The following is a 13,365-nucleotide window of genomic DNA, read 5'->3' on the forward strand; positions in this document are numbered from 1 at the left end:
AAGAGGAGGCATCATGAACACATACCATGTTTTAAAAGATTATTTTGGGTTTGATGCTTTCCGAAGTGGCCAAGAAGCCATTATTGAGGCTATTTTAAGTGGTCAAGATGTTTTAGCATTAATGCCTACTGGTGGCGGCAAGTCTTTGTGTTATCAAGTGCCGGCAGTAATGTTGGAAGGAATTACTATTGTTGTATCACCATTAATTTCACTGATGAAAGATCAAGTGAATGCTCTAAATCTGATGGGGATTCCATCTGCCTACATTAACAGTTCTTTAAATGACCATCAAAAACAATTGGTTTATGAACGTGCATGGGCACATCATTACAAACTCATTTACGTCGCACCGGAACAATTACTAACACAACGATTTCGTGCATTAGCTCAAAAGATTACAATTTCTCAAGTTTCGATTGATGAGGCACACTGTGTTTCACAATGGGGCAATGATTTTAGACCGCAATATCTCGACATTCCAAAATTTATCGAAATGATCCATCCACGGCCTGTTGTTACGGCTTTTACCGCAACTGCAACCGAACGCGTACGCGAAGAAATCAAGATTAACCTCAAACTCTCAAAACCCCTTGAAACCATTCAGTCTTTTGATCGCCCAAATTTATTCTTTCAAACACGAGAATTAAGCGATGCGGATAAAAAGAAGTTTATTCTCGATATATGTAAAAAAACCACGGATTCTGGGATTGTTTACTGTCAAACGCGCAATGAAGTTGAAACTGTTACGCAACTTTTAAGAAGTCATGATATTTCGGCACTCGGATATCATGGAGGGATGGACAGTGCAATTCGTATTCAAAACCAAGATGCGTTTATTCAAGAAAATATTCAAGTGATGGTCGCAACTAATGCTTTTGGTATGGGTATTGATAAGTCTAATGTTCGTTTTGTGATTCATCATAATATGCCGAAAGAATTGGAAGGTTATTACCAGGAAGCCGGCCGTGCAGGACGGGATGGGCAACCTGCCACATGTATTTTGCTTTATAATGGTAAAGATATTCGTACAAATCAATTTTTTATCGAACAACTCGATGAAAGTCACGAAGATCTCGAATATCTTACAGTAATCAAAAAACGTGCAAATGAACGCTTGTCACAAATGGTCGACTACAGTAAAACAACCCAATGTCTTCGCTATAAACTCATGACCTATTTTGATGAACCAGCACCCATGGAATGTAACCAATGCTTTAACTGCTTAAACCATTATAAGCAAGTTGATGTGACCATTGAGGCGCAGAAAATTATGTCGTGTATTCTACGGATGGATGAACGTTATGGCTCAAGCTTAGTCATTGATGTCTTAAGAGGATCAAAAATAAAACGGATTATGGATTTAGAATTGGACAAACTCAGCACTTATGGAATTATGCGGGCGCATTCAAAAGCACAGCTTGAAATGATCATTCAAGGATTAATTGATGTCGGTTATGTCCAACGACTTACGGATCAATATAACATCCTAAAAATTACGGCCAAAGGAAAGTTGTTTTTAATGGAACGAAACGTCTTAAGCATTCGTCTACCGAAAGATAATCAACACATTGAGGCGCGGTCAACAATTCATGAAGTGGATACCGAATTGCTTCAAGCACTTAAATCAATTCGTAAAGAATTGGCAGATCAACGCGGCGTACCACCGTTTGTTATTTTTTCAGATGTTTCGTTAATTGATATGTGCAGTTTAATGCCGCGAAATCCAGAACAATTTCTATCTGTAAAAGGTGTTGGGAAGAAAAAATTGGAACTATATGGAACGCAATTCTTAGAATGCATTCATGAATATATTTAGAACTCGTCGTCTTACGATGAGTTTTTTTATATCCTCTGCAAATCTAAAGTTAACGATTTAACGATAAAAGTTGTACATTAAACGAATTAATTCACAAACGACGTCGGTTCAAAGCAAAGAAAAACGGGAAAATATAACCGCAGAATCGAAAAAGTAATCGTTTGATTAACTAAAGAGTGGCTTTTTGGTCCTTTTGTTTAAAAATGACGAAATTTGATTAGAATATATAAAATTAAGAATGTGTAGAGAGCCGATTGACAGTCATTTTACTGCATGATAATATCACTTTACACTAGTTGTTAGTTGATTCACAACTTAGAAGGGGAAATTATGGAGAAAATGAATTCCAAAGATTTTATGAATAAGATTTTACAAGGAGCAGCGATGGGGATCGTTGTTGGATTGATTCCAAATGCAATTTTTGGAGAAATCTTTAAGGCTCTCGGAAGCCACTTTGCAGTATTTGCAACACTTGCGGGGATTGTATTTGCAATCCAATTTACAGTTCCTGTTTTAGTAGGGATGTTCTCATCTCTTGAATTTAAACTAAATGGTCTACAAATGGCTTCAGTTATTGGGGCTGCCTTTATTGGTAGTGGAGCTGCACGTCTTGTTGAAGGTGCATGGGTATTAAAAGGTACGGGTGATTTAATCAATACGATGATTACAGTTGCAGTTGCAATCATGATCATTCGTTGGTATAACAACCGTATTCCAAATCTTGCAATCGTTATTACACCAATTCTTGGTGGGGTGATTCCTGGATTTATCGGTTTATTAACATTACCTTACGTGGGTAAGATCACAGGTTTATTAGGATCATTAATTGCAAACTTTACAACGTTACAACCACTCTTGATGATGATCTTAATTGCAGTATGTTTCGCGTTAATTATTGTGACACCACTCTCAACAGTTGCAATTGCATATGCAATTTCACTAGCTGGTCTTGGTTCTGGTGCAGCAAACGTAGGAATCGCAGCAACAGTATTTACACTTGCTTATGGTTCATCAAAAGTAAATAATAAAGGGACAACATTTGCACTCTTCTTTGCAGGTCCAAAGATGCTTATGCCTAACTATTTAAAAAATCCGATTATGTCTTTACCAATTGCTATTAATGCGGCAGTAACCGGTGTTGTTGCTTATATTTTCCAAATTCAAGGTACAACAGCATCCGCTGGCTTTGGTATAACAGGACTTGCGGGTCCAATTAATGCTTATAGCTTTATGACAGCAACACCTGTTGTACGTATTGTTATCTTACTTGTGCAATATCTTGTTGTTCCATTAGGGATTGCTATGGTTACCCATACGATCTTTACAAAAATGGATCTTTACAAAAATGAAATCTTTACATTTAATTCAAGCAAATAGTTAAGAGAAGGAGTAAACATAATGTATAAATTTATCGTCTTTAATGTTCGTGAAGAAGAACGCGAACTCACACTTGATTGGGCTAAACGTAACAACGTTGAAGTAACCATGGCAGAAGGTCAATTATCAATGGATAACATCCATATGGTTGAAGGGTTTGATGGTCTCTCAACAAGCCAAAATACTGCATTAGAGCCAGAAATGTATTCAATTCTTAAAGGATACGGAATTAAACAAATTGCACAACGTAGTGCAGGTTTTGATTACTATGATCTTGATTTAGCGACAGAGAATGGCTTAATCATTACAAACGTTCCGAGTTATTCACCAGAGTCCATTGCGGAATTTAGTGTGACTTCAGCATTAAGCTTAATTCGTAAACTTCGCGTGATTGAAGAAAAAACACGTCAACACGATTTCCGTTGGCAACCACAAATCCGTGCTGGTCTTCTAAAAGAAATGACGGTAGGGGTTGTTGGTACAGGTCATATTGGCCGTAAATCAGCAGAATTATTCAGCGCTTTTGGTGCACGTGTTGTTGCTTTTGATGTATATCAAAATGATGAAGCAAAACAATTTGTTACTTATGTTGATTCAGTAGAAGAACTTGTTTCAATGTCAGATGTTGTGAGCCTACATGTTCCTGCAACAAAAGACAACCATCATCAATTTAATGCGGAAATGTTCCGTAAATTTAAACCAAATGCATACTTCATTAATGCTGCTCGCGGATCAGTTGTAGATACCAAAGCACTTATTGAAGCGCTTGACCAAGGACACCTTGCAGGTGCTGCATTGGACACTTACGAAAATGAAAGTCCATTTATTCCGAAAGATTTCTCAAATCAAACAATCGAAGATGAACTATTCTTAGAAGTCTTGAATCACGAAAAAATCTTATTCACACCACATATTGCTCACTATACAGATGTTTCTGTGCGTAATATTATGGAATTTGCTTTAACATCTGTGCTTGAAATTCTCGAAACAGGCACAACTGCAAACCGTGTTAACTAAAAATTTTATATATTATTACTTAGATAAACAAAAAAACACCTGAATCTTAGGTGTTTTTTTTGTTTGTTAGAGATCAATATACATCTAAATCCTAAAGATATCATGAATATATACGAATTTTTCACTTTTTGGTCTAAAATCTTAGGGTATAATAAAAATGAATGGAATCTTCGGTCATAAGACACACGAATTGCACACGGATTTCATAGTGTTTTTTAAGTGTTTATAATGTATACATTTGAGTTCTTTCTTCATATAATGGACTTAAATAGCGATTTGAATAGAAGGAGGTAATGATGAGAGATTATATGAGTGATGTCATTGGTATGATTGATTTAAATCAGAATCTTCCCTTAAATCAGATCATTTATGAAGGATTGCGATCTGCAATCATTCATGGAGTGATTCCAATGGGGGAACGGATTAATGAGAAGCATTACGCACAAGCGTTGAATGTAAGTCGTACACCAATTCGGGAAGCGCTGCACCGCATTCAAAATGAAGAAATTGTTCAATATGTGCCAAATTACGGTATTGTGGTTACAACCTTTACCCATGAGGATGTTTACGAGATTTACCAGATACGTACTGCTTTAGATATCTTAGCAACCACAAATGCGATGCGTCTTATGACACCAGAACGTGAAGCGGTTATGGAAGCATTGCTGACTGAAACAGAAGCTGCACAAGCGGTTGGTGACGTGGAAAAGGTTATTGAGATGTCGAAAGAGTTTAACACGATGATTTACCGATTTGCGGAAATGCCTCGATTGGAGACGATTCAAAATCGTCTTCGAGATTATATCATTCGTTTCCGAGATATTTCATTAAAAGCAGATAGTCGCCGTGCTAAAGCGCTGCATGAGCACCGCCTTATTTTTAGATGTTTAAAAAACAATGATGTTGAACAAGTTCAAATGGTGATTACGGAACATCTCTTAGAATCTCGAGATTTTATTCTCTTAGAAATGGACCGTCAATTACAATATGAAAAAAAATAAAATTGTCTTACTTGCGTTAAAGTCATTAATTTTAGAAGTCAGTTTGTATCCGAAACCAGGGTTGGTGGATCCTCTAGATTCAGGATCACATGACGATATGGATTATAATATGTTTATAGAGAGTTGTTTTGCACTCGTTCCTGGCTTTGAAGCGTATTTTGATGCAGGATTGCAGCATCAAGGTTCGCTTCCAGAACTGTTCAATGTGATTCGAAAGGTTGGTATTGAAAATGAGAGAGCAATGTTTGATGCAACCTCAAATGTCAATACGCACAAAGGCGCTAATTTTCTCTATGGTGTGGTCATTGCTGCCATTGCTTATCTCAAAACACCTGATTTAAAGACACTTCGTGAAGGAATTCAAGCCATGACGGAAGGTCTTGTGGAAGCTGAATTATCCTCGCTTACATCATTTAGGACGCATGGAGAACGGATGTTTCGAGATTATGGCTTTACCGGCATTCGTGGCGAGGTAGAGATGGGCATTCCGCATGTGTTTGAAGTTGCACTACCAATTTTAGATTCTGAAGATGATCAAGAGGTTGCTCGAAAGAAAGCCCTCCTAGCCTTAATGCGATCCAATAATGATACGAATATGGTAAAGCGTGGGGGGATTGAAGGGTTGGAGTACGGTAAATTCTTGGCACATTGCGATTATAACGATTTAGATGCGCACCTAATACAGATGAATCATGCATTTATCGAACGGAATTTAAGCCCGGGTGGAACGGCTGATTTGCTTGCACTAAGTATTTTTATTCAAATGTATCGAGACCAAAGATTAAAGGATGCTGATTAGGCATCCTTTTTGTTTTTTATGTGTTCAGGCATACGGGATGTAATGAATGCACTGAGTGTCATGGATAAAACATCGGTAGGAACAAACATTAAACAATATGAAATAAATAATTTTGATATGGGTAGTGTAATACCGTGATACGTTTTAAGATTAAAATAAAGAATTGGAAGAGCCAAAGTATAAAGAATGATTTCTCCAGATACGAAGGCGATAAAACGACGATTCTTAGGCAATTTATGGTAGAGGGTGTTAATCACATAGACCATTGGAATAAATCCTAGAATAAACCCAAATGTTGGTGATATCACGATATTTGGGCCAGACATTCCCCCTGCAAATACGGGTAATCCAATGAGCCCCATCATAATATAAATTAAAACCGCCATGACGGCTTGTTTACGTGTTAATAGCAAGGCGCTTAGGCAAATCGCAAGGACTTGCAATGTAAAGGGTACATATGGAATTGGAACTTTAATCATCGATCCAATGATAATAAATACAGAAAATAGGGATGAGAGTGCAAGATCTTTAACGTTCATAATATGTTTCTCCTTGAATACTTACTTCTCCTGAGTTTAAGGTGCGGATATTTTGGGATTCGTCACAAACAATAAGTTGTCCTTTTTCATCAATATCCTTGACCCAAAAACGCTCAGAGAGGTCTTGATTGATATAAATATAATGATTGATGATAAAACATGATGCACGATAGTCGTCGATGATGGTTTGACGATTTTGAGGGAAATCAGCGTAGAGGCTAAAAAAACAGTCCGTGATGGTTGCAATGAGTTTATTGCGATCAATGTCTGTGTTGACGTATTGATCGAGTGATGTATAAATCTCATTAAGGTCCGCAGGAAGGTTTGGGTCATGGAATACATTCAGGCCAATGCCAAGAATTAAATAACGGTATTGATTGCTTTCGAGGATGATTTCACCCTCGGTGAGTATTCCTGCAAGTTTTTTTCCATGCACGTAGATATCGTTAAGCCATTTAATATCAACGTGAAGATGGTAAAGCGTACTTAATGCCTCTTTAACCGCAAGTGCTGCAATTATCGTGATTAGTTGAGTATCTTCAAGGGTCAATGTCGGTACAAAAGCCAGACTCATGTAGATACCGTTTTTGGATGGAGAATAAAAAGAGCGTCCCCGACGTCCCCGTCCTTCGCTTTGATGGTCGGTTGCAATTAGAAACGGTTCTTTAAAACCTTCGGGAATCATTTCTTTTGCAAGTGCGTTTGTGGAAGGGGTACTGTCGTAACAGTGAATGTCTCCAATAAAACTGTGATTTAAATGTGTACGGATTGCAGCGCTGGATAAATTGTTGGCATTATGAACATATTGATACCCTTTATTACGAACTGAATGAATGGTATAGCCTTTTTTTCGTAACTTATCTACTTCTTTCCATACGTTAGCACGCGTCATATGCAGCATGTCACCAATCTGTTCACCGCTTATAAATGAATGTTGGTTTTCAATGAGTAAATCAAGGACTGTTTTGGTTTTCATAGAATCCTCCTTTGCGATTGAAGATTAACATAAAAACACCCTATTGTAAACTTTAAAATACCAAGAGTTTACAATAGGGTGTTTTTTCAGTGTTTATTGGTTCTTCATTGCATGTTTAATGCGCAAGTTTATCGTTTCGACTACCGTTTCTAACGTATGTTTGCGACTGCGACTGCAAGCATGCGCGTCATCATCGCAAATAAGACATTTTCGCGGTTGAAGTCCAAGATCTTTACGACTTTTACCATCAACATCAAGATCAAAAAGACGGCCAAGAGGATGTGTATCCTCAATCATAACCATGCTTTTCTTGACTGAATCGGGTCCAAGATGACTCATATAATACGCTTCAGGTCCGGTATGATTATTAAGTTGGCACTCATAACACGTTGCAATCTGGTCGAGTTCAATGAGACCTTGTTTGAATGCCCATTGATAATCGGGCGTTGATTTAATGGGACCAGGTATATTGAGTTTAAAACTAATTATGGTTTGATTTGGGAATTGTTGTTTCAACGCTTGGATGGTTTGAGCGCGTTTTTCGCGCGCTGTCAGCATTGCTTCTAACGAAACCTCATTCATTCACAGTGCTCCTTTTAAGGAGGCGATTACCTGTTTTCCTTCGTCGCTTTCAAAGAAGGCGTAAGTTGTTTTAGGTACAAATTTTTGAACCGCTTCAAGGTTTCCTTCTGCAAGCAGTGATCGTACTTTGGTTGCGGAAATAATACTCTCATCATTTCCGATGCGATCGATGATCTCTAAATCAAGTTTTCCCTTAAACTCTGCTTGCAACGCTTCATTATAGAGGTTTGTGGCATTTGAGAAGGGCTCGGAGCCAACATAGCGCTTTGTAATGTTTAGGGCTGGAGCAATGTGATGGGCAAATACACGTGCATCAAGGCGTGCTTGCACAAAGGTTACATCATCATCTTCCTTCAAGAAATAAGAGGGGAAGGTTGCACTGGAAACCATATAATTCTCAGTAGGCAGCACTTTTACATTATCAAGGTGAGATGTTCCTTGACGTACAAGTTCAATGCGTTGGGCTGCTTTAAAAGCACTCATTTCTTCGCTTAAAACAAATACATAAACAAAGGAACTTTCTGAAGCAGCTTTTTCTACGAGAAATTGATGGCCCAGAGTGAATGGGTTTGCATTCATCACGATCGCAGCCGTGTTGGGTTTGTTTTGGTTTATTGATTCAAGATTTTTAATAAAAGCATCAAATCCGGTGATGGCTTTTTCCATAAAAACTAAGGTATGATCTACCGATTCAATTTCATGGAATCCCAAATACTCAAACCCTTTCTTACACCCAGGTTTTGTGTAAACATAATGTTTAAAATAACCTTCCTGAACATTTTGGTTCATGACATGAGAAATAATTTCATTAAACAAGGAACCCCCTTGATGGGTGGCGTCAACAGCAACACATTTAATGACATTTTGATAACGTGATGCGGTCGCAATCAATTCATCCGCATCATTATAATATCCGTATGTCTCTTCTAATGTAGACTCTTCTCGGATGCCCTCTTGCATTAAAAGGTTTAACCATTCTTCCTTTACCCGTGGATTGGATTTAATATAGAGTTTTTTAATCATAATAATCTCCTTTTCTTCACAATTCAATAATAGCATACCAAAGAATTGTTTCATAAGTGTTTTTTGAATGTTCTTTAAGGACCTGAACCCTTGATGTAAGCGTTTGCCATATGGTATTAATTAAGTACAGGAACCTATGTTACAAGTGTGATGTTTGTGATATAGGAGGAAGGAGAAGAGATGGAAATAAAACACAGCGCAATAGCTGGTACATTGGAATCAAGTGATGTACAAGTTATGGTGGAACCTTCTACAGATGGAGTCTCTGTAGAATTAAACAGTAGTGTCATTAAACAATATGGCGCTCAGATTCTTGAAACGGTTCATGAAGTCTTAGACACATTGGAAGTCAAGGATGCGAAAATTGTCGTTCAAGATCAAGGTGCTTTAGATTGTACAATCAAAGCACGCGTACAAACTGCTGTTCTTCGTGCAAGCGATACAGTAGAGAACCTACCTTGGGGGTCTAAATTATGAAAAATAGAATTAGACGTACGATGATGTTCTTAAATGCACAACGTGCTTCACTTGTGAAGGATGTTTATGTTTACAAGCCAGATTGTGTCATTTTAGACTTAGAAGATGCGGTATCGGAAAGTGAAAAAGATTCAGCACGTGTTCAACTTTACCATACATTAAAATCAGTAGATTATCATGGCGTGGAACGTTGGGTTCGTATTAATCCCGCAACAACGCCGTATTATCATGAAGATATTCGTGCAGCAATTGCTGGAGGATGTGAAGGGATTCGTTTACCGATGACCGAAACGAAAGAAGAAATCTATGATGTGGAACGCTTAATGGCGGAAGCAGAAAAAGAATTTGGTCGTGAAGTGGGATCAACAATGTTAATGGCAGCCATTGAATCACCACTTGGAGTGATCAACGCTTATGAAATTTGTACAGCGAGCCCACGTATGATGGGGGTTGCATTAAGTGCTGGAGACTTTACCCGTACAATGCGCGCTACACGTACAAAAACTGGGGAAGAGCTTTTCATGGCTCGATCAATGCTTGTGATTGCGGCACGTGCAGCGGGAATCATGGCATTTGACACGGTTCATACAGATTTAAGTGATTTTGAGAGTCTTGAAAAAGAAACACGATTGGTTAAAGACATGGGATTTGATGGGAAGTCAATTATCTCACCAAGACAAATTGCAACAATCCATAAAGTCTTTACACCAACACAAAAAGAAATTGAACATGCTCTGCATATTGTAGAAGGTGTTAAGGAAAGTGCTGCCAAAGGTATTGGAGTTCTTATTGTTGATGGACAAATGGTTGACGTTGCCCATGTTGAAGGGGCGAAACGTACCCTTGAACTCGCACAAGCAGCAGGCGTATATAAGGGGGATTTAATATGAAAAACAAAGTAAATCGTATAATTCCTGATGAATTTCTAGTAGATGGTGTTGAAGCCTTCCAAGGTCAATATTATCGTGATAATTATGAGTATACAAAAGCTGCACCAACCATTAAAGCTCAAGTAAACCCACATGATTCAAAAGTTTTAGCTTCCATTCGTGAAGCCATTGAAAAAGTAGGGCTTAAAGATGGTATGTGTATTTCATTCCATCACCACTTTAGAAATGGTGATTACATTGCGGCAATGGTCTTTGAAGTAATTAAAGATATGGGAATTAAGGATCTCTATCTTTGCGCTTCTTCTTTAGGGAAAGCACATGCTTCAATTGTTCCATTAATTGAAGATGGTACGATTACAACCATTTCATCTTCAGGTGTTCGTGATGAAATTGGGGATGCAATTTCTGCCGGAAAACTTAAAAATCCAGCATTAATTCGTTCACATGGTGGTCGCGTTCGCGCTATTGAAACCGGACAAGTTAAAATTGATGTTGCCTTTATTGGGGCACCAACAAGTGATGTATACGGAAACGCTTCGGGTAAAGGTGGAAAAGCAGATTGTGGTGTTCTTAGCTACTCTGATGTGGATGCACGTTATGCTGATAAAGTTGTCGTGATTACAGATACGCTTGTACCTTACCCAAATAATCCATATTCAATTAAAGGAATTGATGTAGATTATGTTGTTGAGGTTGATAAAGTTGGAGACTCATCAAAAATTGCAGGAAATGCAATTCGTATGACACAAGATCCACGTGAATTAATGATTGCAGAATATGCAACCAAATGTGTTGTAAACACGCCATGGTTTAAAGACGGCTTCTCCTTCCAAACTGGAGCTGGTGGTGCAAGTTTAGCGGTAACACAATTCTTAAAACAACCGATGCAAGAACAAGATATTAAAATGAGTTTTGCTTTAGGTGGTATCGTTAAACCAATGGTTGATATGCTTAAAGAAGGTTATATTCATGCAATTGCAGATACACAAGATTTTGATATCGCAAGTGTTGAATCAGTGCATGAAACACCAAATCATTTTGAAATTTCAACTTCAGAATATGCAAACCCTTTAAATAAAGGTGCATATGTTAATAAATTAGATTATGTAATTCTAGGAGCACTTGAAATTGACGTTGATTTCAACGTTAACGTTGTTGTTGGTTCCGATGGAACCATTCAAGGAGCACCAGGTGGCCATGTTGATACATCAGCAGGTGCGAAGTGCTGTATTATTGTTTCACCATTAGTTCGTGGTCGTTTGGCGACTGTACGTACATCTGTAACATCCGTAACAACACCAGGAGAAAGTGTTGATATTCTTGTTACCGATTATGGGGTTGCGGTTAATCCAGCAAGACCTGATATTCTTGAAGCACTAAAGAAAACAGATTTACCATTAGTTACAATTGAAGCGTTGCGTGATATGGCTTACGACATTGTAGGGGAACCTGCAGACATTGAGTTTGAGGATAATGTCGTAGCATTAGTAGAATATCGCGATGGAACACTTATTGACGTGATTCGTCAAGTAAAAAACATCTAGGGGGACATTATGTCAGAGAAAAAACAACTTAAGTTTTATGGGATTCAATGGCCAATTATGCTAGCAATCCTTGCAATCGGTGCACTTGGAATTTTTACAGAAACCTTCGGAACCGATATGCCAGCAACACTATTAGTTATGTTTACAATCGGTATTCCACTTTATGAAATTGGAAAACGTATCCCAATTTGGAATAAATATGTTGGGGGAGGAATTGTTCTTGCGTTCTTGGGAACATCCGCAATGGTATACTTCAACATTCTTCCAGAAGTATATGTCGAATCAATTGGAAACTTTACAGAAAAAGTAAACTTCTTAAACTTATTTATTATTGTATTAATTACTGGTAGTGTTTTATCACTTGATCGTAAAGTTTTACTTAAGAGTTTTGTAGGGTACATTCCTGCAATCCTTGGAGGGCTGTTAGGCGCATTCTTACTTGCAGCTGTTGTGGGACTTCTATTTGGTAAAGCACCACAAGATATTATCTTAAACTACGTTCTACCTGTAATGGGTGGTGGTAATGGTGGTGGAGCAGTTCCACTATCACAAATGTATGCGGATGTTACGGGTCTTCCAAGTGAAAACTACTACCAATTCGCAATCATTATTCTTACAGTCGCAAATATCTTTGCAATCATGATGGCATCATTACTTGACCGTCTTGGTGAATTACGTCCTAATTTAACCGGAAACAAGAATACAATCTTACGTAATGAATCTGAAGAACTTGTTAAAGAAGATGAAAAATATGATCCAACACTTCAAGATGTTGCTGCTGGACTTGTATTAGGTCTTGCTTGCTTTGGTTTTGGATTCTTAATGAGTAAACTAATCTTACCAAGTATCTTTGGGGTTAAGATTCATAACCTTGCTTACATGATTATCTTTGTGGTTATCTTAGCTGCAACAGGTGTTGTTCCTCAAAATATTCGTGAAGGTGCAAAACGTCTTCAATCATTCTTCTCAAAATACCTTGTATTAATTATCATGGTTGGGGTTGGTGTTGATTTAGACCTTGGAGAACTTGCAGCTGCATTATCATTCAGTAATGTCATTCTTGCTCTTGCAATTGTTGTAGGTGCAACACTTGGTTCCGCAATCGTTGGTTGGTTTGTAGGATTCTACCCAATTGATGCAGCGATTACAGCTGGTTTATGTATGGCAAACCGTGGAGGTTCTGGTGACCTTGCTGTTCTTGGAGCTGGAGACCGTATGGGTCTTATGGCTTACGCACAATTATCCTCCCGTCTGGGTGGGGCGATCGTGCTCATCATTGGATCCATATTATTCTCAATCTTTATGTAATGAATGATGGAAAGAG

General features: G+C 38.1%; 13 protein-coding genes. 9 read left to right on the forward strand and 4 right to left on the reverse strand.

Features of this window, described 5'->3' with window-relative positions; genetic code table 11:
* The first annotated feature begins 13 nt into the window (after nucleotides 1-13).
* The 5 genes from recQ (at nucleotide 14) to citG (ending at nucleotide 6,010) form a co-directional block, all read left to right on the forward strand.
* Nucleotides 14-1,816 (forward strand): DNA helicase RecQ, encoded by a 1,803-nt coding sequence (gene recQ / locus AAG186_RS03910; RefSeq protein WP_342622061.1) that lies wholly within the window; start codon nucleotides 14-16, stop codon nucleotides 1,814-1,816.
* Nucleotides 1,817-2,146: 330 nt separating this feature from the next.
* The gene (locus tag AAG186_RS03915; RefSeq protein ID WP_161636540.1) at nucleotides 2,147-3,193 is read left to right on the forward strand and encodes a PTS sugar transporter subunit IIC; all 1,047 of its coding nucleotides are present in this window, start codon (nucleotides 2,147-2,149) and stop codon (nucleotides 3,191-3,193) included.
* A gap of 21 nt (nucleotides 3,194-3,214) precedes the next feature.
* Nucleotides 3,215-4,210 (forward strand): D-2-hydroxyacid dehydrogenase, encoded by a 996-nt coding sequence (locus AAG186_RS03920; RefSeq protein ID WP_161636539.1) that lies wholly within the window; start codon nucleotides 3,215-3,217, stop codon nucleotides 4,208-4,210.
* A gap of 293 nt (nucleotides 4,211-4,503) precedes the next feature.
* Complete coding sequence (locus AAG186_RS03925) at nucleotides 4,504-5,211, forward strand: GntR family transcriptional regulator (RefSeq protein WP_342622062.1); 708 nt, start codon at nucleotides 4,504-4,506, stop codon at nucleotides 5,209-5,211.
* Nucleotides 5,198-6,010 (forward strand): triphosphoribosyl-dephospho-CoA synthase CitG, encoded by an 813-nt coding sequence (gene citG, locus AAG186_RS03930; protein WP_342622063.1) that lies wholly within the window; start codon nucleotides 5,198-5,200, stop codon nucleotides 6,008-6,010. Before AAG186_RS03925 ends, citG begins: the two co-directional genes overlap by 14 nt.
* Here citG and AAG186_RS03935 read toward each other — a convergent pair.
* The 4 genes from AAG186_RS03935 to citC all read right to left on the reverse strand — a co-directional run bounded on the left by AAG186_RS03935 (nucleotide 6,007) and on the right by citC (nucleotide 9,130).
* On the reverse strand, nucleotides 6,007-6,549 hold the full coding sequence (locus AAG186_RS03935) for a biotin transporter BioY (protein WP_342622064.1): 543 nt from the start codon (nucleotides 6,547-6,549) through the stop codon (nucleotides 6,007-6,009). The two genes, citG and AAG186_RS03935, sit on opposite strands and share 4 nt — an antisense overlap.
* Nucleotides 6,539-7,525: a biotin--[acetyl-CoA-carboxylase] ligase gene (locus AAG186_RS03940; protein ID WP_200542381.1), complete on the reverse strand. Its 987-nt coding sequence runs from the start codon at nucleotides 7,523-7,525 to the stop codon at nucleotides 6,539-6,541. Before AAG186_RS03940 ends, AAG186_RS03935 begins: the two co-directional genes overlap by 11 nt.
* 93 nt (nucleotides 7,526-7,618) lie before the next feature.
* Complete coding sequence (gene citX / locus AAG186_RS03945) at nucleotides 7,619-8,107, reverse strand: citrate lyase holo-[acyl-carrier protein] synthase (protein ID WP_342622065.1); 489 nt, start codon at nucleotides 8,105-8,107, stop codon at nucleotides 7,619-7,621.
* The gene (gene citC, locus AAG186_RS03950; protein WP_161636533.1) at nucleotides 8,108-9,130 is read right to left on the reverse strand and encodes a [citrate (pro-3S)-lyase] ligase; all 1,023 of its coding nucleotides are present in this window, start codon (nucleotides 9,128-9,130) and stop codon (nucleotides 8,108-8,110) included.
* Between the two features lie 180 nt (nucleotides 9,131-9,310).
* Between citC and citD the strand changes: the two genes are divergently transcribed.
* From citD to AAG186_RS03970, 4 genes are read left to right on the forward strand one after another with little or no spacing between them, the layout of a single operon-like run.
* Nucleotides 9,311-9,607, forward strand: a complete 297-nt coding sequence (gene citD / locus AAG186_RS03955; protein WP_125164586.1) for a citrate lyase acyl carrier protein — start codon at nucleotides 9,311-9,313, stop codon at nucleotides 9,605-9,607.
* Nucleotides 9,604-10,497, forward strand: a complete 894-nt coding sequence (locus AAG186_RS03960; protein ID WP_161636532.1) for an aldolase/citrate lyase family protein — start codon at nucleotides 9,604-9,606, stop codon at nucleotides 10,495-10,497. The genes citD and AAG186_RS03960 overlap by 4 nt, the downstream gene beginning before the upstream one ends.
* On the forward strand, nucleotides 10,494-12,041 hold the full coding sequence (citF, locus tag AAG186_RS03965; RefSeq protein ID WP_342622066.1) for a citrate lyase subunit alpha: 1,548 nt from the start codon (nucleotides 10,494-10,496) through the stop codon (nucleotides 12,039-12,041). Before AAG186_RS03960 ends, citF begins: the two co-directional genes overlap by 4 nt.
* 9 nt (nucleotides 12,042-12,050) lie before the next feature.
* On the forward strand, nucleotides 12,051-13,349 hold the full coding sequence (locus AAG186_RS03970) for a 2-hydroxycarboxylate transporter family protein (protein WP_161636530.1): 1,299 nt from the start codon (nucleotides 12,051-12,053) through the stop codon (nucleotides 13,347-13,349).
* The last annotated feature ends 16 nt before the right edge of the window (nucleotides 13,350-13,365 follow it).

This window comes from Erysipelothrix sp. P66 (assembly GCF_038682365.1).
Lineage (GTDB): Bacteria > Bacillota_I > Bacilli_A > Erysipelotrichales > Erysipelotrichaceae > Erysipelothrix > Erysipelothrix piscisicarius.